The sequence below is a fragment of the Lysobacter sp. cf310 genome, assembly GCF_900114355.1.
Classification (GTDB): Bacteria; Pseudomonadota; Gammaproteobacteria; order Xanthomonadales; family Xanthomonadaceae; genus Lysobacter.
Map to the genome: position 1 here is coordinate 1 of NZ_FOSS01000006.1, position 20,124 is coordinate 20,124.

At 69.5% G+C, this 20,124-nt stretch carries 16 protein-coding genes and 1 other RNA gene; 6 read left to right on the plus strand and 11 right to left on the minus strand.

Annotated features, from left to right (window positions below; all coding sequences use genetic code 11):
* Window positions 1-617: 617 nt before the first annotated feature.
* The gene (locus tag BMZ45_RS18695) at window positions 618-2,450 is read left to right on the plus strand and encodes an ABC transporter ATP-binding protein (RefSeq protein WP_139215599.1); all 1,833 of its coding nucleotides are present in this window, start codon (window positions 618-620) and stop codon (window positions 2,448-2,450) included.
* 115 nt (window positions 2,451-2,565) lie between these two features.
* Here the strand turns inward: BMZ45_RS18695 and BMZ45_RS18700 are convergent, their stop codons facing one another.
* The 8 genes from BMZ45_RS18700 to BMZ45_RS18735 form a co-directional block, all read right to left on the minus strand.
* On the minus strand, window positions 2,566-4,056 hold the full coding sequence (locus tag BMZ45_RS18700; protein ID WP_091638052.1) for a DNA polymerase Y family protein: 1,491 nt from the start codon (window positions 4,054-4,056) through the stop codon (window positions 2,566-2,568).
* A 131-nt stretch (window positions 4,057-4,187) separates the two neighbouring features.
* The gene (rpiA, locus tag BMZ45_RS18705) at window positions 4,188-4,835 is read right to left on the minus strand and encodes a ribose-5-phosphate isomerase RpiA (RefSeq protein WP_057164729.1); all 648 of its coding nucleotides are present in this window, start codon (window positions 4,833-4,835) and stop codon (window positions 4,188-4,190) included.
* Between the two features lie 127 nt (window positions 4,836-4,962).
* Window positions 4,963-5,433 carry an EVE domain-containing protein gene (locus tag BMZ45_RS18710; protein WP_091638053.1) on the minus strand — a complete coding sequence of 157 codons (471 nt, stop codon included), beginning with the start codon at window positions 5,431-5,433 and terminating at the stop codon, window positions 4,963-4,965.
* A gap of 8 nt (window positions 5,434-5,441) precedes the next feature.
* A complete protein-coding gene (locus BMZ45_RS18715) occupies window positions 5,442-6,035 on the minus strand; it encodes a 5-formyltetrahydrofolate cyclo-ligase (RefSeq protein ID WP_091638054.1) in 594 nt (197 codons plus the stop codon).
* A gap of 92 nt (window positions 6,036-6,127) precedes the next feature.
* Window positions 6,128-6,314: non-coding RNA, 6S RNA (gene ssrS, locus BMZ45_RS18720), on the minus strand.
* 166 nt (window positions 6,315-6,480) lie between these two features.
* Entirely contained in the window at window positions 6,481-6,783 is a 303-nt protein-coding gene (locus BMZ45_RS18725) for a cell division protein ZapA (protein WP_091638055.1), read from the minus strand.
* A 10-nt stretch (window positions 6,784-6,793) separates the two neighbouring features.
* Window positions 6,794-7,015, minus strand: coding sequence for a TIGR02449 family protein (locus BMZ45_RS18730; RefSeq protein WP_055900271.1), 222 nt, complete (start codon window positions 7,013-7,015; stop codon window positions 6,794-6,796).
* Window positions 7,016-7,112: 97 nt separating this feature from the next.
* The gene (locus BMZ45_RS18735; RefSeq protein WP_139215584.1) at window positions 7,113-11,651 is read right to left on the minus strand and encodes an EAL domain-containing protein; all 4,539 of its coding nucleotides are present in this window, start codon (window positions 11,649-11,651) and stop codon (window positions 7,113-7,115) included.
* A gap of 120 nt (window positions 11,652-11,771) precedes the next feature.
* Here BMZ45_RS18735 and BMZ45_RS18740 point away from each other — a divergent pair, with 120 nt between their 5' ends.
* Together BMZ45_RS18740 and BMZ45_RS18745 are read left to right on the plus strand one after the other, a co-directional pair.
* Window positions 11,772-12,311: a UPF0149 family protein gene (locus BMZ45_RS18740; protein ID WP_175489168.1), complete on the plus strand. Its 540-nt coding sequence runs from the start codon at window positions 11,772-11,774 to the stop codon at window positions 12,309-12,311.
* Window positions 12,312-12,330: 19 nt separating this feature from the next.
* Window positions 12,331-13,659: an aminopeptidase P N-terminal domain-containing protein gene (locus BMZ45_RS18745; protein WP_091638058.1), complete on the plus strand. Its 1,329-nt coding sequence runs from the start codon at window positions 12,331-12,333 to the stop codon at window positions 13,657-13,659.
* Between the two features lie 766 nt (window positions 13,660-14,425).
* Here the strand turns inward: BMZ45_RS18745 and BMZ45_RS18750 are convergent.
* Window positions 14,426-15,316: a LysR family transcriptional regulator gene (locus BMZ45_RS18750; protein ID WP_091638059.1), complete on the minus strand. Its 891-nt coding sequence runs from the start codon at window positions 15,314-15,316 to the stop codon at window positions 14,426-14,428.
* Between the two features lie 98 nt (window positions 15,317-15,414).
* Between BMZ45_RS18750 and BMZ45_RS18755 the strand changes: the two genes are divergently transcribed.
* Window positions 15,415-16,011 carry a short chain dehydrogenase gene (locus tag BMZ45_RS18755; RefSeq protein WP_091638060.1) on the plus strand — a complete coding sequence of 199 codons (597 nt, stop codon included), beginning with the start codon at window positions 15,415-15,417 and terminating at the stop codon, window positions 16,009-16,011.
* Between the two features lie 76 nt (window positions 16,012-16,087).
* Here BMZ45_RS18755 and BMZ45_RS18760 read toward each other — a convergent pair whose 3' ends face one another.
* Window positions 16,088-16,423 (minus strand): low molecular weight protein tyrosine phosphatase family protein, encoded by a 336-nt coding sequence (locus BMZ45_RS18760; RefSeq protein ID WP_254776694.1) that lies wholly within the window; start codon window positions 16,421-16,423, stop codon window positions 16,088-16,090.
* Window positions 16,424-16,436: 13 nt separating this feature from the next.
* On the minus strand, window positions 16,437-17,762 hold the full coding sequence (gene pepQ, locus BMZ45_RS18765) for a Xaa-Pro dipeptidase (protein WP_091638062.1): 1,326 nt from the start codon (window positions 17,760-17,762) through the stop codon (window positions 16,437-16,439).
* Between the two features lie 371 nt (window positions 17,763-18,133).
* On the opposite strand from pepQ, the gene BMZ45_RS18770 reads away from it, so the two are divergent.
* Window positions 18,134-18,703, plus strand: coding sequence for an RNA polymerase sigma factor (locus BMZ45_RS18770; protein WP_162250682.1), 570 nt, complete (start codon window positions 18,134-18,136; stop codon window positions 18,701-18,703).
* Window positions 18,704-18,779: 76 nt separating this feature from the next.
* Window positions 18,780-19,856, plus strand: coding sequence for a FecR family protein (locus tag BMZ45_RS18775; RefSeq protein WP_091638064.1), 1,077 nt, complete (start codon window positions 18,780-18,782; stop codon window positions 19,854-19,856).
* The last annotated feature ends 268 nt before the right edge of the window (window positions 19,857-20,124 follow it).

The window sequence follows — 20,124 nt, forward strand, 5'->3', positions numbered from 1 at the left end:
CACATCGAGCCACGCCGCCGCTTCACTGACTTCGCGGCTCACGCCGCTCCCACAGAAAGCAGCAACCGCGACGGCGGCGGGGTAGAGACGTCGCTTGGAGTATCGCGGTCGCGGTTTGCGCCGCTCCTACCCCTGGCGATCTAGCGTCCTCGTTGGGGTCGCCATGGAGCGAAAAGAGGCGGATATCGCTGCCTCATCTGTTTGCGGATCCTGGCGCTTCGCTCGCGCGGCTGCATCGGTCATCGGCTCTGGGTACACTCGCTATTGCCGTCGTGCGATTCAGCGCGGCGTGCCGGTCGCGGCCCGCTCGGGCTCGCGATCCTACTGATCCCCGGATGGGGAGGAGACTTGAGCATGAAGTTCACCAGCATCGGCGCGGTACACCGCTAAGTCCGCACACGCGGCCTGGTTTCAGGCCGCGCCAGGCAGACCGTCCGCCGTCAGGGCCTGTTGTGGCCGCTGATCGCGCGCGCTCGTCCGCCGCCCCACTCCCGATTCGTTGATCCGGCGCCGCTGGCGCCCGTTCGTCTACGCGCGTTCGCGCTCGAGCCCCATGGCCGAGGCGTTCGCCGCGCGACGGGAGTTTCCACGCTCAAACTAGGCTCAAGGCCATGATGATATTTCGTTGGTTCGAATCCCTGATCGACCCGTTCCGCCCCGCGCCCGAGGTCATGCCTCCGCGTACGGTCGCGGCGTTCTACTGGCATTACATCCGCCAGGCCTGGCCGGTGTTCGCGGTCCTGACCGTGGTCGGCTTCTTCGTCGCGATCGTCGAGGTGGTGATGTTCGACTACCTCGGCAAGGTCGTCGACTTGGTCAACACCGCAACGCCCGGTCGGCTGTTCGCGCAGCACGGCGGCGAACTGCTGTGGATGGCGGCGGTGATGCTGATCGCGCGGCCGTTCTTCCTCGGTCTGCACGATCTGCTGCTCAACCAGACCGTGCATCCCAGCATGACCAACCTGGTGCGCTGGCAGACCCATCGCTACATGCTGCGGCAGAGCCTGGGCTTCTTCCAGAACGATTTCGCCGGCCGCGTCGCCAATCGGATCATGCAGACCGGTCCCTCGTTGCGCGAATCCACCACCCAGGCCTTCGACGCACTGTGGTACGTGATCGTGTACTCGGGCTCGGCGATCTATCTGTTCGCGCAGGCCGACGCCTGGCTGGTGCTGCCGCTGCTGATATGGATCGTGGTCTACATCGGGCTGCTGCGCTATTTCGTGCCGCGGGTGAAGTTGCGTTCCTGGCGCGCCTCGGACGCGCGCTCCAAGCTGATGGGACGCATCGTCGACGGCTACACCAATATCGCCACGCTCAAGCTGTTCGCGCACTCGCGGCGCGAGGAGGAGTACGTGGCCGAGGCGATGTTGGAGCAGACCGGGCGCTCGCGCGAGATGACCCGCATGACCACGCTGATGGGCATGAGCATCACCGTGGTCAACGGCCTGCTGATTGTCGGCACCTGCGGCCTGGCGCTGTGGTTGTGGCATCGCGGCGCGATCACGGTCGGCGCGATCGCGCTGTCTACCGGCCTGGTGATTCGCATCCACAACATGTCGGGCTGGATCATGTGGACGGTGAACGGCATCTTCGAGGACATCGGCACGGTGCAGGACGGCATCGAGACGATTTCGCGGCCCTTGACCGTGGTCGATCGCGAGGACGCCAAGACCCTGACGGTGAGCGAGGGCGGCGTGCGCTTCGAGAACGTGCACTTCCACTATGGCCGCGATAGCGGGCTGATCGCCGACCTCGATCTGACGGTGCGACCGGGCGAGAAGATCGGCCTGGTCGGGCCGTCGGGCGCGGGCAAGTCGACCTTGATGAACATCCTGCTGCGCCTGTACGACCTGGAGGGCGGCCGCATCCTGATCGACGGGCAGGACATCGCCGGCGTGACCCAGGAGAGCCTGCGTTCGCAGATCGGCGTGGTCACCCAGGACACCTCGCTGCTGCACCGTTCGATCCGCGACAACCTGCTGTACGGACGTCCGGACGCGAGCGAGGACGAGATGCGCGCGGCCGCGCGCGAGGCGCGCGCGGACGAGTTCATTCCGCGTCTGGTCGACGGCGAGGGCCGACAGGGTTACGAGGCTCTGGTCGGCGAGCGCGGCGTCAAGCTGTCCGGCGGTCAGCGCCAGCGCGTGGCGATCGCGCGCGTGCTGCTGAAGAACGCGCCGATCCTGATCCTGGACGAGGCGACCTCGGCGCTGGACTCGGAGGCCGAGGCGGCGATCCAGGACAGCCTGGATTCGCTGATGCAGGGCAAGACGGTGATCGCGATCGCGCACCGGCTGTCGACGATCGCGCGCATGGATCGGTTGGTGGTGATGGATCAGGGACGCATCATCGAGACCGGTACGCACGAGGAGCTGATCGCGCGCGATGGGCTGTATGCGCGTTTGTGGAAGCGGCAGACGGGCGGGTTTGTGGGGGTGGATGCTTAAGAGCCGCCCTCACCCCAACCCCTCTCCCGCGGTGCGGGAGAGGGGCTTCAGCAGGCGGCTGTGCGGTGTTGCGGCTGCTTGCGGGAGCGGGGCCAATGCGAAGGCGGTTGGGTTCTCAGAACAGCGAGCCGGTGCTTCCGCGCTCGCCATCGCCGGGTTGGCCGCGGCGTTTGCGTACCCAGCCGCCGACGCCGGAGGGTTGGTGCGTGCCGGCGGCCGGTTTCGGTTCGGTGCCGTCGCGCGCCTGGCGGTGCACGGTCTCGGCCAGCACATTGAACTGGCGCAGTCGCTGCAGCCAGAGCTCGTCCATGCTCGGGTCGGCGACCAGCGACGCGGCGCCGAGGTCGGCTTCGGTGGCTTCGTCGGGGATGTGGCCGAACGGAATGCGCATCGGCGCCGCACCTTGGGCCAGGGCCTCGTGCATCGCGCCGAAGTACAGGCGATTGTTGCCGTAACGCTGGTTGACCCGGTCGAGCACGCGGGTCAGGGCCTGGTTGCGATGGCGATCGGCGAACAGCGCGCCGGTCTCGGCGGCGCAGGGCTGCAGGTCGATCAGCGACACCGCCACCGACAGCGGCGGATGGCGCTGCAGATTCCAGCGCCCGTTCGCGGCGGCGCGTACCAGCGGTTCGACCGCCTCGGCCAGCAGTTGCAGCAGGGTCGGGGTGTCGTCCAAGGCGGCGAAGGACAGGCTGCGGTCGTAACGCTGCTCGCGGCCGATGAAGCGCACGTGCAGGCTGAGCCCGCGCGCCTGGCAGCGCTCCTGACGCAGCCGCATCGCGGCCTTGGCCAGCAGCTTGAACATCACCGAGCGCATGCCTTCGGCGTTGCGCATCTGCGGGTCCAGCACATGCGAGTGGCCGACCGAGCCCACCGCCTTGCGCTGGCGCGAGGGCGGTTCGATGCCGCGCAGTTGCGCCCAGAAGCGTTCGCCCTCGATGCCGCCCCAGATCGCGCGCAGGTGTTCGCGCGGCGCGGCGGTGAGTTGCGCGACCGTGCTCAGGCCGGCCTCGTGCAGGCGCTGCAGCATCGAGGGGCCGACGCCGCAAAGATCCTGCAGTTCCAGACCGTGCAGCGCCTGCGGCAGATCGGCCAGCTCGAGCACGGTCAGGCCGTCGATCTTCTCCAGGTCGGAGGCGGTCTTGGCCAGGAAGGTGTTGGGCGCGATGCCGATCGAACAGCGGATCGCCGGACTCAGGCCGCGATCGATCAGGGTTTGCTTGATCCGCCGCGCGATCGCGATGGCGTTGTCGCGCTGGCGCTCGCGCCCCATGAGACGACACGCGACCTCGTCGATCGACAGCGGTTTGCCGTCGATCGGGATGCAGTCCTCGATCGCCGCGATCAGTTGGTGGTGCAGCTCGACATAGCGCGCCGGTCGCGCCTGCACGATCGCGATGTCGGGGCAGCGCTCCAGCGCCTCGCGCACCGGGGTGCCGGTCTTGACCCCGTGCCGCTTGGCTTCGGGGCTGGCGGCGATGCAGCAGGTGGTCGCCGCCATCACCGGCACCACGCCGACCGGACGCCCCCGCAGATCCGACCGGTCGTACTGCTCGACCGAGGCGAAGTAGGAGTTGAAGTCGACGAACAGGCAACGCAGGGTCACGGCGGCGGGCCACGCAGGGGTAGCGAAGTATCGCGCCGCGAGGCGGCCCCCGCGAGGGCCGCCGGCCGACGATCCGCCGAATCTGCCGGCGGATCGTCTCGGGTGCTGAGATCTACTTTCGGATCAATCGTTTACAGAACGATCGGCGGTTCGCCGCCGACGATCACGACATCGGCCGGGCGACGCGCGAACAGGCCGACGCTGACCACGCCCGGGATCTGGTTGATCGCGGTTTCCAGCGCCACCGGGTCGGTGATCGCCAGGCCGTGGATGTCGAGTATCCAGTTGCCGTTGTCGGTGACCACGTTCTCGCGCCAGACCGGCTGGGCGCGGGTCATGCCCAGGATCTCGCGCGCGACCAGGCTGCGCGCCATCGGCACCACTTCCACCGGCAGCGGGAACTTGCCGAGCACGTCGACGCGCTTGGCCGGATCGACGATGCAGACGAACTTGGCGCTGGCCTCGGCGATGATCTTCTCGCGCGTGAGCGCGGCGCCGCCGCCCTTGATCAGGCGCTTGTGCGGATCGCACTCGTCGGCGCCGTCGACGTACAGCGCGAGCGGGCCGGTGGCGTTGAGGTCCAGCACCTCGATGCCCAGCGCCTTCAGGCGCGCGGTGCTCTGCTCGGAGCTGGACACCGCGCCCTTGATGCGCTCCTTGATCCGGCCGAGCGCATCGATGAAGTAGGCCACCGTGGAACCGGTGCCGACGCCGACGATCATGCCGTCCTCGATGTAGTCGATGGCTTTTTCGCCGGCCAGGCGCTTGGCTTCAGTCATGGGTAGGGATTCGGGAGTGGGGATTCGGGATTGGTCAGAGCGGGCGGCGGCGTGGATTTCGGGGATTCGTTCGAGTATCGAGGCGCTTTTGCGAATCCCGAATCCCAAATCACGAATCCCGGCTTCACTATTCCATCGCCAACAGCAGCTTCCACTGCGCCGCCGTCACCGGCAGCACCGACAGGCGGTTGCCGCGCCGGGTCAGGGCGAAGTCCTCGCCGAGCTCGTCGGCGCGGGCCTTGATCTCGTCCAAGGTGATCACGCGCTTGAGCTTGCGTTCGAAGGCGACGTCCACCAGCAGCCAGCGCGGGTCTTCGCGCGTGCTCTTGGGGTCGTGGTAGTCGGACTTGGCGTCGAACTGGGTCGGGTCCGGGTAGGCGGTGCTGGCGATGCTGGCCAGGCCGGCGATGCCGGGCACGGCGGTGTTGGAGTGATAGAACAGCACGCCGTCGCCGGGCTTCATGCCGTCGCGCATATAGTTGCGCGCCTGGTAGTTGCGCACGCCGTTCCAGGGCTCGGTGCGCACGCGCTCGAGGTCGTCGATGGAAAAGGTGTCGGGTTCGGACTTCATCAGCCAGTAACGGCGGCGTGCGGTCATGGGGGCGTTCACGCGATCAGGGAATGTCGGCAGTCGTAGACGGCGGCGTCGCTGCACACGGCGTCGAGGGCCACGTCCCAGTCGGCGCGGTCCAGCGCGTCGACGCGCTGGACCTCGAACGCGGCGCCGACCAGCCAGGGCGGCGCGGGCTCGCGCTGGCGGAACGCGAAGCTGCGATCGTACCAGCCGCCGCCCATGCCCAGCCGGTGGCCGCGCGCGTCGAAACCGACCAGCGGGGTCACCGCCAGGGCGAGGTCGCGCGGTTCCAGCAGCGAGCTTGCGGCCACGTCGGGCTCGGGGATGCCGTAGCGGTTGCTGACCAGCGGATCGCCCGCGCGCCAGGGCGCGAAGCGCAGCGCGCCGTCGTCGCCGAGCACGGGCAGGCAGTAGATGCAGTCCGGCGGCAGCCGCAGCTGCCAGACGTGCAGGCCGATCTCGCCGTCCAGGGCCCAGTAGCCGGCCACGTAGCCGGCCTGCGGCGCGAACGGCAGGCCCAGCAGCTGCGCGGCCAGGCGCTCGGCGCCGGCGATGCGGTCGGCCGCGCTCAGGGCGCGGCGGCGCTCGCGCAGATCGCGGCGCAGGGCCGCACGGTCAGCCGTCATGCGGCGGGGCTTCCATCTGGGGGCGGTACGCGACCGCACGGAGCGGCGCGCCAAGAAGGAGCGGGCGCCGCGAGGCGCCCGTCCGGGATAAGTAGTCCTCCGCCAATGGCGATGCATGCCAAACGACCTTGAACCCGGGGTTCAAGTGGGGACGCTTGGCTGCCTTCGGGCTTCCCGCTACGAGGCGGACTTGCACTCCGGGCTTCCGCTGCGCCCCCGTGGTCGTCATTAAGGGACAAGGCGAATGTTTGTGCACGCCGTCGCGCACAGCAGAGGACGTCGGCGAAGTATAGCGCGGGAGTGCGGGTGCGCATGCCCGCTCGTCGGCAATGCTGCGTTGCGATTCATCGATACTGTGATCGCGTCGATGCCTGCGGCGATGCCGGGCTTGCGTTCACGGACGGCGCTTGCGCGCGTTGGCCGCGGAACCGAAGAAAACGCGGATTCAGCGCGGCGCGGCGTCGAACAGGCCGTCGAGCTTGCGATGCAGATCGCCGAGGGTGCGCGCGAGTTCGCGGTCGCGGCTTTCGTTCTCGCCGCGCAGCTGCTGCAGTTCGTGGGCGAGATTGAGCGCGGCCAGCACCGCCACGCGATCCAGTGCGGCCATGCGATTGCCGCCGCGGATCTCGCGCATCTTGCTGTCCAGCAGCTTGGCCGCCGACAACAGGCTGTCGCGTTCGGACGGCTCGCAGCCGACCGTGTACTCGCGGTCGAGCAGGCGGATGCTGACGGGTTCGCTGGTGCTCATCGGCTCGTGCTCAGGTGTGCTGCTCGAGCGACTTGAGCCGCGCGATCATCGCTTCGACGCGGGTGCGTGCCTGCTCATTCTTGGCCAGCAGGGCCGAGCGTTCGCCGGCCAGCTGTTCCTGTTGCTGGCGCAGGCTGCGGTTCTCGTCGTGCAGACGGCGCGCGCGCTCGGCCAACTCGTCGACGCGGTCGGCGAGCGATTGCATTTGGGCGAGCAGTTCGGCGCGGTCCATGCGGCCACGATAGGCAGGGAGCCGGGAGCCGGTCAAGCAGGCCAGGGCGCGGACCGCACCGCGAGGTGAACGGATGCGCCGGAGCGGGGCGGCGGTCTCAGTCCGCCGCGGGCGGGGGCGCGGCCGCCGCGGGCGTGCGCGCGAGGATGAAGGCCAGGCACTGCTCGACCTCCAGCGGCCGCGCCAGCCAATAGCCCTGGATCTCGTCGCAGCCGTGCTCGCGCAGGAACTCCATCTGCGCCTCCGACTCCACGCCCTCGGCGACCACGTTCAGGCCCAGCGAATGGGCCATGGTGATGACGGTGCTGGTGATCGCCTCGTCGTCCGGGTCGCGGCCGAGGTCGCCGACGAACTCCTTGTCGATCTTGAGGGTGTTGATCGGCAGGCGCTTGAGGTAGGCCAGGGAGGAATAACCGGTGCCGAAGTCGTCCACCGCCAGGCCGACGCCGAGGTCGCGGATCGCCTGCAGGGTGGCCGCGGTCTGCACCGCGTTGGCCATGATCACGCTTTCGGTGAGCTCCAGCTCCAGGCGCCAGGCCGGGATGCCGCTTTCGTCGAGCGCGCGCGCGACCGTGCGCGGCAGGTCGCTGCGCAGCAACTGCAGGGCGGAGACGTTGACCGACATCGACAGCTGGTCCAGGCCCTGCCGGCGCCAGCGTTCCAGGGTGCGGCAGGCCTCGTGCATGGCCCACTCGCCGATCTCCAGGATCAGTCCGCTTTCCTCGGCCAGGGGGATGAACTGCGCGGGCGAGATGTCGCCGTACTCGGCGCTGCGCCAGCGCAGCAGGGCTTCCACGCCGGTGATGCGCTGGTCCTGCAGCGACAATCGCGGCTGGTAGACCAGGCGCAGCTCGCCGCGGTCCAGCACCTTGCGCAGCGCCGCCGAGATGGTGGCGCGGCGGCGGATCTCGACGTCCATGGCCTCGGTGTAGCGCATGTAGGTGCGGCGGCCGGCGGCCTTGGCCTGGTACATCGCGGTGTCGGCGTGCTTGAGCAGATCGGTGGGGACCTGGGCGTGGTCGGGGTAGAGGCTGATGCCGATCGAGGGCGAGATCGAGACGTCGTGGCGCTCGTCGAAATCCAGCGGGGTTTCGAACGCGCGCATCAGCCGGCGCGCGACCGCCTCGGCCTCCTCGGGCGTGTCGATGTTCTCCAGCACCACGGTGAACTCGTCGCCGCCCAGGCGCGCGACGGTGTGCTCGGCGCCCACGGTTTCCTGCAGGCGGGTCGCGGCGGCGCGCAGGATGCGGTCGCCGGCGGCGTGGCCCAGCGAATCGTTGATGTCCTTGAAGCGGTCCAGGTCCAGGAACAGCACCGCGATGCGGTGGCCCTGGCGGCGCGCGCGCACGATCGCGCGCGACAGCCGCTCCGACAGCAGGGTGCGGTTGGGCAGGCTGGTCAGGGTGTCGTAGTTGGCCAAGTAGCGCAGTTCCTGTTCGGCGCGCTTCTGGTCGGTGATGTCGCTGAGCACCGCGACGTAATGGCTGCGCTGGCCGCCCGCGTCCAGCACCGCGCTGCTCTGCAGCCAGCACAGGAACTCGGCGCCGTCCTTGCGCGACTGCCAGATCTCGCCCGACCAGCGCCCGCTGCGCTGCAGCTCGGCGCGCATCTCCTGATAGAACTCGGGATCGTGCTGGCGGCTGTCGAGCAGGCTGGCCGAACGCCCGATCACCTCGGCGTCGCCGTAGCCGGTCATGTGGGTGAAGGCGGGATTGATCGAGACGAAGTGGAAGTCGCGGTCGATCACCGCCACCGCCTCGGCCATGCTGCGCAGGACCTCGCTGGAGATGCGGCGGTCGCGCTCGGCGCTGCGGTTGGCGGTGATGTCGCGCGCGGTACCGGCCACGCGCAGGGCGCGGCCCTTGGCGTCGCGCTCGACCACGCGGCCGCGCGCGCGGATCCAGCTCCAGCCGCCGCTGGGATTGCGGATGCGGTGTTCGGACAGGAACAGCGCGGCGTCGCCGCGCAGATGCTGCTTGAGCAGGTCGAGCACGCGCTGCTGGTCGTCGTTGTGGATCTCGTGATCGTCGACCACGTGGGTCTGGACGCCGATGTCCGGGGTCTGCGCGTGCTGCTCGTCGACGCGCATGCGGTGCATCTCGCGCCGGCTCAGGTCGTAATCCCAGAACTGCTCGCCCGAGGCCCACAGCGCCAGCTTCAGGCGCTCCTCGCGCTCGCGGATCTGCTGGAAGTAGCCGCGCTCGCGCTGGCGCGCGCGGTGCCAGCGCCAGCCCGCGCTGGCGAGCAGGGCGATCAGGGCCAGGGCCGCGGCCAGGATCACCATCGGGTGCCGCCACAGCGGCGGCGCGACGTGGATCGGGATCACCAGCTCGCGCGAGTTCCACACGCCGTCGCGGTTGGTGGCCTGGGCGCGGAAGGTGTAGCGGCCGGCGGGCAGGCGGGTGTAGGTGATGTCCTGGCGCATGCCGTTCTCGATCCAGCCGCGATCGAAGCCGTCCATGCGGTAGCGGTAGCGGATGCTGGAATCGGGCGCGAAATCCAGCGCGCCCACGCGCAGGCGCAGGATGCCGGCCGCCGCAGGCACGTCCAGGCGCGCGGGCTGCCACAGCGCGCCGCTGTCGACCGTGGCCTCGGCGCCGATCCAGGCCCCGAGCAGGCGCACCGGCGGGGTGTAGCGCGAATCGACCATGCGCGCAGGCAGGAACAGGTTCAGGCCGCGCACGCCGCCGAACACGAAGCGGCCGTCGCGCAGCTGGGTGACGGCGCCGCCGTTGAATTCCAGATCCTGCAGGCCGTCGGCCAGGCCGTAGCGGCGCACCCAGCCCGGCGCCACGTCGAAGCGGAGGATGCCGGCGTCGGTGCCCAGCCACAGGCGCCCGTTCGGCCCCTCGGCGATGGTGAACACCACCGGCACCGGCCGTTCGTTCAAGGCCGCGCCCAGCGGATGCACGAAACGGAGCTCGCCGCCGCGTTCGACCACGCGGTCGAGGCCGGCGTGGCCGCCGACCCAGATCGTGCCGTCCTCGGACTGGTGCAGGGCACGCACGAGGTTGCCGGCCAGGCTGTTGGGGTTGTCGGCTTCGTGGCGGTAGTGGCGCATGCGCCCGCTGGCGGGCTCCAGCAGGTCCAGGCCGTCGCCGGTGCCCAGCCAGATCCGGTGCTGGCGGTCCTCCAGCAGGGCGTGCACCACCGGATGGCTGAGGCCCTTGGGGTCGCCCTCGCGGTAGCCGTACTGGGCGATCGCGCCACTGGCGGGGTCGTAGTGCAGGGCGCCGGAGCCGGTGCTGCCCAGCCATAGGGTGCCGTCGCCGGCGACGAGCAGACTGCGCAGCGCGGTGGCGCTGTACGGGCCCAGATCGATGCGTTCGAGCTGGCGCGTGGCCGGATCCAGCCGGCGCAGGCCCTGGCTGGTCGCGACCCAGAGCCGGTCGCGGTCGGCGCGGCCGAAGGCCATCACCCGCACGCCGTCGCCGACCAGGCGGGTGTAGTCCTCGAAGCGGTCCTGCTGCAGGTCGTAGCGCAGCAGGCGCGCGTTGTCGCTGCCCAGCCAGAGCGCGCCGCCGGCGTCCTCGATGATGGCGCGCATGCTGTCGTCGGCGGCGGCATTGCGCGGGCGCCCGCCGTCGATGTCGAGCACGTAGCTGAAACGGGTGCCGCGCGGATCGGCCAGGGCGACGCCGCGGAAAGTGCCGCCGACCCAGAGCAGGCCGCCGTGATCGACCATCAGGCTGGCGATGGTGTCCTCGGGCAGGCCGGCGCCGATGCCGGCGTCCTCGCGCACCGCCTCGACCTGGCCGCTGTCCGGGTCGTAGCGGCGCAGGCCGTCGCCGAACACCGACAACCACAGGCGGCGATCGGGCGCCTCGACGATCGCGCGCACGTCGGCGGGCGGCGCCGGCTCGGCGCTTTCGGCCGGCAAGGCGCGGATCAGGCTGCGGCCGTCGCTGTGCAGGCGGAACAGGCCGTCCTTGCGGCCGATCCAGATCTGGCCACGGTGGTCGCGCAGCAGGCTGGCCACCGGCTGCGGGTCGATCCGCTCGACCCGGTCGTCGGTGCCGATCCGGTACAGGCCGGCGGCGTTGCCGTACCAGACGTTGCCGTCGATGTCGGACACCAGCTTCTGCCAGGGCCGGTCGCGCGCGCTGTCGGGCAGCTTCAGCAGGGTCTGGCGACGGCCGCTGGCCGGATCCATGCGTTCCAGCCCGGCCAGGCTGCCCACCCAGACCCGGCCGCCGCGGTAGAGCAGGGCCATGACCTGGCGCGAGGCCTGGCTGCCGCCCGCGGCCGAGTAGCGGCGGATGCGGCCGCTGGCCAGGTCCAGCCGGGCCACGTATTCGGAGTAGGTGCCGACCCACAGCGCGCGCTCGCTTTCCATCGCCAGCGCGGTCACGTAGCTGTCGGGCAGGCTGGCCGGATCGCGCGGATCGTGGCGGTAGGGCACGAAGCGCTGGCCGTCGTAGCGGTGCAGGCCGCCCTGGGTGCCGACCCAGACGAAGCCCTGGGCGTCCTGGGCCAGCGCGGTCACCGAGTTCTGGGCCAGGCCGATTTCGCTGCCCAGACGGGTGAAGTAATAGTCCCGGGTCGCCGCCGCGACCGGCAACACCATGCCCGCCAACGCCAGCAGAGCGCTGAGCAGACCGGCGACGCGAATAGCGGCGATGGAGGATGGACGCACGGACACCGGGGCGCAGGGCGTGGCAGCGCGCAGTGTAGGCAGGCGTCGTCCGCCGCAACAAGCCGCGCGCCGGCGTTGCTAAACTGGCGCAACCCCCACGCAGCCATGCCAGTGCCCTCCATCGAACTGCCCGACCTGTCCGCCGTCGACGCCCAGAGCCGCCAACTCTCGCTCGCCGCCTCGCCTTCCGAACTCCATGGGGCCCTGTGCGGCTGGCTCGCCGGCGGCGGCGCCTCGCTGCGCGAATGGCCGGCCAAGGTCCTGGCCGACGATGCCGTGGCCACGCCGGAGGCCGACAGCGCGCTGGATCGGCTGCGCCTGGCCAGCGCCGCGCAGTTGTCCGACCGCAGTTTCGATTTCGCCCTGCTGCTGCCCGACGCCGAGGCCTCGTTGTCCGAGCGCAGCGGCGCGCTGTTCGACTGGTGCCGCGGTTTCCTCGGCGGCTTCGGCCTGGCCGGCGCCTCGGCCAACGCGCTGTCGGTGGAAGGTCGCGAGGCGTTGGGCGATCTGGCCAAGCTCGCGGTCGCCCAACCGCAGGACGACGGCGACGAAGAGGACGAGGAAGCGCTGGTCGAGATCGAGGAGTTCGTGCGCGTGGCGGCGCTGCTGCTGCACGGCGACTGCGTGCTGGCCAGCCAGCATCGGCAACGTTTGAACTGAACCCGAGGACGTCGCGACGATGACTACCGCCGGCATCGCCAGCCAGATTTCCGCCAAGGCCTACGCGCGCCGCCGCAAGCAGCTCATGCGCATGGCCGGCGACGACGCCATCCTGGTGCTGCCGTCGGCGAACGAGTTGATCCGCAGCCGCGACACCCATTACCCGTACCGGCAGGATTCCGATCTGTGGTACCTCACCGGTTTTCCCGAGCCCGAGGCGGTGCTGGTGCTGGTGCCGGGCCGCAAGCACGGCGAAACCCTGCTGTTCTGCCGCGAGCGCGATCTCGAGCGCGAAGGCTGGGACGGTCCGCGTTTCGGCCCCGAGGGCGCGGTCGAGGCCTTCGGCCTGGACGACGCCTATCCGATCGCCGACCTCGACGACATCCTGCCCGGCCTGCTCGAAGGCCGTTCGCGCGTGTACTACCACTTCGGCCGCGATCAGGAGTTCGACCTCAAGCTGATCGGCTGGCTCAACCGCGTGCGCGCGATGGTGCGCCAGGGCGCGCAGCCGCCGCACGAGTTCCTCGAGCTCGGCCATCTGCTCGACGAGATGCGTCTGTTCAAGGACCGCGACGAGCTCAAGCTGATGCAGCGCGCGGCCGACATCAGCGTGCAGGCGCACGAGGTGGCGATGCGCGCGGCGCGTCCGGGCGTGCGCGAATACGAATTGCAGGCCGAGCTCGAACGCGTGTTCCGCATGCACGATGCCGAGCCGGCCTACGGCAGCATCGTCGGCGCCGGCGCCAACGCTTGCGTGTTGCACTACCGCGCCAACAACGGCGTGGCGCGCGACGGCGATCTGGTCCTGATCGACGCGGGCGCGGAATTCCGCGGTTACGCGGCCGACATCACCCGCACGTTTCCGGTCAGCGGCCGTTTCAGCGCGCCGCAGCGCGCGCTGCACGATCTGGTCGGCGCGGCCCAGGCGGCGGCGCTGGCGCAGGCACGCCCGGGCGTGGCTTACGAGGCGGGGCACAACGCGGCGGTCGAAACCTTGACCGAAGGTCTGCTCAAGCTCGGGCTGCTCAAGGGCAAGCTGGAGAAGAACATCGCCGACGGCAGTTATCGGCGCTACTACCGGCACAAGACCGGGCATTGGCTGGGCCTGGACGTGCACGATGTCGGCGAGTATCGGATCGAGGGGGAGTCGCGCCTGCTGGAGCCGGGGATGGTGTTCACCATCGAGCCGGGGTTGTACGTGTCGGCCGACGACACCAGCGTGGATCCGAAGTGGCGGGGTATCGGCATCCGCACCGAGGACGATGTGTTGGTCACCAAGGATGGCTATCAGGTGCTGACCGACAAGCTGGCGCGCAGCGCCGATGAGATCGAGGCGTTGATGGGGTAGGGGGCGTTGTTTTCGCCCGCGCCCCTCGTTCTGGTCGCTCGCTGTCGCTGTCGCTGTCCCTCGGCTGTGCTCGCCACTTCTCGCGCTTCGGGCTGGTCTAAGGTCGGCTCTAGTTGTTGCTCGTCATCTCCGCGAAGGCGGGCTCCGCTTTACTTCGGCGGAGCCGAGCATCCAGTGTCTTTAGCATGCGCTCACATGCAAGTCCGCTTTCGCCTTTGATTCCCTCCTTCGGGCCATTTTCTTTTGCCCCTAGCTCCCTCCTTTGGAAAAGGAGGGTTGGGGAGGATTTGCTTTGGCTTTGCTTTCGTCTCTCCGTCACGAAGGTCAAAGGCTTCCGCGCGCTTCGCGCACGGGTCACTTTCTCTTGCTAGCCCAAGAGAAAGTAACCAAAGAGAAGGGCTAGCTTGACCAAACCTCCCCTGCGGGTTCGGGGCTGGCGCGGGGATTTTTCGAATGGACGTCCCTGTCCATTCGAAAAACGGCGCGCGTCCTGCGCGCCGCCCTTCGGGTCTACGGTTGGTCGGGTGAGTGCGGGGCTTTTGGAATTGAATGCCGGGGCAACAGCAACAGCAACAGCAACGGCAACGACAACGACAACGACAACCGCAATGGTGTGCTGGCGCTGTCTCGCGGACGCGATCGGACTCGTAGGATGTGGTGAGCCGTAGGCGAACCGCATCGTTGCGTGGTGGCTGTTGCCGGCGAGGGGTGCGTGCAAGCTTTAGGTCGACATGCGCAGCGGCCAGCGCATGCCTGGCCCTTGGGCCTACGGCCCCATCGCGGCCAACACCGCGTCCACGAAGCGGCTGAGCTTGGGCAACGGCTGGCGGTCGCGTGGGTACAGCAGGTGCACCGGGCGCGGCGGCGGTAGGTCGTGTTCGAACAAGGGCAGCAATCGGCCGGCGGCGAGGTCGTCGGCCAACAGCACTTCGGGCTGCAGCAGAATGCCGCAGCCGTCCAGGGCCGCGCGACGCAGGGCGTCGCCGTGATTGGAGGCGAAGCGGCCGCTCAGGCGCAGCGGCTCGCCGCCCAGGCTCGCGAATCGCCAGCCCGCCTTGGGGTGCCAGAGCAGATGATTCAGGCAACTGTGCTGCGCCAGTTCGCTCGGGCTGTGCGGCGTGCCGCGTTCGCGCAGATAGTCGGGCGAGGCGCACACGATCATGCGGTAGGGCCGCAACGGGCGCGCGACCAAGTGGTCGGAATCGGGCAGGGGGGCGATGCGGATCGCGGCGTCGTAGCCTTCGGCGATCAGGTCGCTCATGCGATCGGCCAGGAACAGATCCACCGATATGTCCGGGTAGGCGCGTAGGAACGCGGTCACCATCGGCGCGACCGCGGCGGTACCCAGGGTCAGGGGCGCCGTCACCCGCAGATGCCCGCGCGGGCGCGCGTGGTCCTGCAGGCGTTCGGCCACGGTCTCGGCGCGGCGCACCTGCTCCAGCGCCGATCGCGCTTCGTCCAGGAAAGCCGCGCCGACTTCGGTCAACCGTTGCTTGCGGGTGTCGCGCTGAAGCAGGCGCGCGCCCAGGTGCGCTTCCAGCTGGCGTATGTGCTTGCCGACCATCACCGCCGACACGCGTTGCGCCTGCGCGGCCGCGGCGAAGCTGCCGGTGTCGGCGACCGAAACGAATACCGCCATCGCGCGCAGCAGGTCCATGGCTAACCGGGAGTTAGGAGTGCCCGAAATGCTAGCGCATAGCCCGACGCGGATCCGGCGCACAGACTGAGGACCTTCCCCACCGATGGAGTTCCACCATGAAGATCCTGCTAGTCGGCGCCAGCGGCACCCTGGGCCGCGCCATCGCCCAGGCCCTGTCCCATCACGACGTGCTGGCCGCCAGCCGCAACAGCGCCGACTATCCGGTCGACATCACCGACGACGCCAGCGTCGCGGCGCTGCTGCGCAAGACCGGCAAAGTCGACGCCATCGTCTCCGCGGCCGGCGTACTGCACTTCGGGCCGCTGCCGGAGATGACGCCGGCGCAGTTCACGGTCGGCTTGAACGACAAACTGCTGGGCCAGGTGCGCCTCGCCCTGCTCGGTCAGCACGCGCTCAACGACGGCGGTTCGATCACCCTGACCACCGGCATCGTCGCCGACGAGCCGATTCGTTCGGGCGCCAACGCCAGCGCGGTCAACCGCGCGCTGGAAGGCTTCGTGCAGGGCGCCGCATTCGAGCTGCAGCGCGGCGTGCGCATCAACGCGGTCAGCCCCAGCGTGCTGACCGAATCCTGGGGCGACTACGGCGCTTTCTTCCCCGGTTTCGAACCGGTGACCGCCGCCCGCGCCGCGTTGGCCTACCAGCGCAGCGTCGAGGGCGTGCAGAGCGGTCGGGTGTATCGGGTCTGGTAAGGCCTTGCGGCGCCCGCGCCGTAGCGGCGCGGGCGCGCTGCGCAGGGCCCCGTATCGGCCGTCGCGCGAACCTGGCTCACAAGTACCGCGGCACCTTCGCTTCCAGCAGCCGCACCAGCGCCGGGTCCATATAGTCGTACTCGTCCGGTATATCCAGGCACACCACGCGCTTGCCCAGCAGTTGCGCGCGAAAGCGCTGCTGCAGCTTGGCGCGCTGCGCCTTCTCCATCACGAAGATCAGCTGCGCCCATTCCACCAGTTCGGCGCCGAGCGGTTGCTCGGCGTCGTGCTTGAGGCCGGCCGAGGCGACCTCCAGATCGGCGCGGTCGCCGAACAGGTGTTCGGCGGTCGGGCTGCGCAGCCGGTTGTGGCCGCACACGAACAGCACACGATGCGGGGGCGTGCGTTGCAAGTGCGTGCGCGTCTCAGGCCGCTTCCGCGAAGCCGTCGCGGGTGAGGTTGATCGGGGCGCCGTCGGTGCAGACCACGTCGTCCTCGATGCGGATACCGCCGTAGGGGCGGAACTGGTCGATCCGGTTCCAGTCCACCGCGTCGGCGTGCGGGCCCTGCTTGAGGCCGTCCAGCAGCAGGTCGATGAAGTACACGCCCGGTTCGATCGTCACCGCCATGCCCGGCGCGAGCTCGCGGGTCAGGCGCAGATAGGGCTGGCCCTCGGGCTTGGCGATGGTGCCGCCGCGGTCGGAGGCGGCGAAGCCGGCGACGTCGTGCACCTGCAGGCCGATGCCGTGGCCGATGCCGTGCGGGAAGAACACGTTGCTGACGCCGGTTTCCAGCGCCGACTCCGGCGAGAGCTTGATCACGCCGAAGTCCTTAAGGATGCCGGACAGGGCCAGGTGGGCGTCGAGGTGGATGCGCTTGTAGTCGTGACCGGCGCGGACCTGGTCGCACATCTTCAGCTGGGCGGCGTCGACCGCGTCGATCAAGGCCTGGAACTCGCTGCCGGCATCGGCGGCGTAGGTGCGGGTGATGTCGCAGGCGTAACCGTGGTGGCTGGCGCCGGCGTCGATCAGGAAGCTGCGCAGCTGCGCCGGCGCCTCGCGGTCGAGTTCGGTGTAGTGCAGCACGGCGCCGTTCTGGTTCAGCGCGACGATGTTGTTGTACGGCAGGTCGGGGCCTTCCTGGCGCGCGGCCGCGCAATAGGCCAGGTGGATGTCGAACTCGCTGCCGCCGTCGCGGAACGCGGCCTCGGCGGCGCGGTGCGCGCGCACGCCGCGGCGGGTCGCCGCGCGCATCATCTGCACTTCGTAGGGCGTCTTGTAGGCGCGGTGGAACTCGAGGTAGTCGATCGCGGCCTGCGGGTTGTTGGGCAGGTAGGCGCCCAGCGCGCTGTGCGGCTCGCCCAGGATCGCGCAGCGCGCGGGATCGGCCGGCAGGTGGGCCAGGGCCTCCTCGGGCTTGCGGATCACCACGATGTCGTAGTGCTCGACCCAGTAGCCGCTGGGCGCCTGCGGCACCACGTGCCAGTAATCGAAAGGCTGCAGGTAGATCAGCTTGGGTTTGCGCCCGGGCGTGGCGATCAGCCAGCTGCCGGGGTTGCGGGTCAGCGGCAGCCAGGCCTTGAACTGCGGGTTCACCGCGTAGGGGTAGTCGCGGTCGTCGAACACCTGGTAATGCGAGGTGCCGCTGGGTACGACCAGATGATCGAGGCCGGCGCGCTCCAGCGCCTCCTCGGCGCGGCGCTGCAGCTCGGCGAGATGGGCGGGGTACAGGCTCGCTGGATCGTGCGACATCGTGGGCGGTCTCGTGGGGTCGTGCGGGGATTTTGACGGATTCCGCTCGCCGCCGCAGGCCGCCGGCGCGCGTAGCGACGCGCGCGACTGTGCCGGATCGGTCGGCGTGGCGCGCGCGCCGACGGCGCTGCGACCGTGCGCTTGCGTTCATGGGGCCGGCGCCGAGACCCTCGCGGCGCCGGAGCCTGGTTCCGCGTCGGCGAAATGCTGCGCCGCCGCATCCTGCGCGCTCCGAAAAAAAGCTGATTTCGGCTGGAAAAACGTGGTTTCGCGATGCGGCGACGACGCGTGCGCGGGCGTATACACGAGTGCCAGTCCGACGGAGTATGCTGCCGGCCTGCGCATACCAACGCGTATGGGGAGGTGACTCGATGGCCGATCCGGCGCCGTCTACGCGCGAACCGGCATCGCTCGCCGACTACGGCGAGGATTGCTCCAGCCAATGGGAGAACATCTCCCAGCAGTACCGCGCGCCACTGCGCGGATTCTTCTCCAAGCGAGTCAAGGATCCCGCCGAAGTCGAAGACCTGACCCAGGAAGTGTTCCTGCACCTGCTGCGGCGCGCGCGCGGGGGCCCGATCGAGCACGTCAAGCAGTACGTCTTCCAGATCGCCGCCAACGCCCTGCGCGACTGGGGCCGCCGCCGTCAGGCCCGCGACCAGGACGCGCACGTGTCCTTCGACGAAGAAATTCATCAACCCGCTACGGAAATCTCGCCGGAGCGCGTCTTACTGGGGGAGGAGGCGGTGAAATTGGCTGTCGCCGTCTTGCGCGCGCTGCCGCAGCGTACGCGCGACGTGTTCGTGTTGCGCACCATGGAGAAGCGGAAATATATGGACATTGCCAACATGCTGGGTATTTCGGTGCGCGCCGCCGAAAAGCACATGGCCAAAGCGCTGGCGCAATTGGGCCGGGCGATGGACGCGGAGAAGCCGGAATGAGCCGGGCTGCCTGCCTCCGGGTTCACGGCCCGGTCGTCCGCGCCCGCGCGCCGGGCCCGTCGCATGGAGGTGTGCGATGAAATGGCACGCCACCCCCATCGCCAACGGACCGGGCCCGCTGCCGGACGATATCGACGAAGCGGCCGCGCGCTGGAGCGAGGTTCTGAGCGAGGCCGACGGTGCCGACGGCACCCTGCGCGCCGCCTTCGAGGCCTGGCGCGACCGCTCGCAGGCGCACGCGGCCGCGTTCCGGCGCGTGGAGGCCGCGCGCGCGCTCGCGCAGGCGGTCGCCGATGCGCCCGACATGCTGGCGCTGCGGCGCGAAACCCTGGCGCGCGCTTCCAAGTCGCGGCTGTCGTGCGCGGCGCGCACCTACGGCTATTCGATCGCGGCGTCCTTGCTGGTGGTGGCCGCGGTGGGCCTGCTGATCCTGCGCCCGGACGCGCCGGGCCGGATGGTGCAGGGCGTGCAGGACGCGATCGCCGGCAATGTGCACGAGACCCGCATCGGCGAACGTTCGGAAGTGACCCTGGCCGACGGCTCGGTGATCACCTTGAACACCGACAGCCGCGTGTCCGTGCATTACGAGGGCAAGACCCGCGCCGTCACCCTGGAGCGCGGGCAGGCCTTGTTCAAGGTGGCCAAGGACCGCACGCGGCCCTTCATCGTCACCGCCGACGGCCGCCAGGTCACGGCCCTGGGCACCGAGTTCGAAGTGCATATGTCCGAGCGCCTGTTCGAGGTCACCTTGCTCGAAGGCCGGGTCAGCGTGACCCGGGAGCGCACCCGCACCGCCGCGATCGCCGTCGCGCCGACCGCGGAGCTGGCGCCCGGCCAGCAGTTCGTCGCGGTGGCGGCGACCGTGCCGCAAGTGCGCGTAGCCGACGTGAGGCGCGAGGTGAGCTGGCGCCACGGCCAGGTGGTGTTCGAGAACGAGAGCCTGGCCGACGCGGTGGCCGAGATCAATCGCTATTCGCGCAACCAGATCGTGCTCGGCGACACCCGCCTGGCCTCGCTGAAGATCAGCGGCGCGTTCAATACCGGCGACACCGACACCTTCGTCGAGGCGGTGACCGCCTACTTCCCGATCGAGCGCGCGCCCGACAAGCGCGACGCGATCGTGCTGAAGCCGCGCGCTCCAGAGCGCGGCTGAGGCTGCCCGACGCGTGTGGCGCGCGGCGCAACGATGCGCCGCGCCCTTTTTTGGATATCCCCCGCCCGTCGCGCGCCGGCCGCGGCGGCATCGCTGTGCGCGAATAGCACGCGCGTGCTTGTTGCGATGCAAAAAAATCTTGGGCGAGACGCGCGCACCGATTGCGCCGAAGCGGGTTCGGGTTTTCGAGCGCGCTGCGTCCCTATAGACACGAGGCCATGCGAGCGGGCCCGCAACCGGAGGGGAATCGATGCGAGTGCGAGACCAG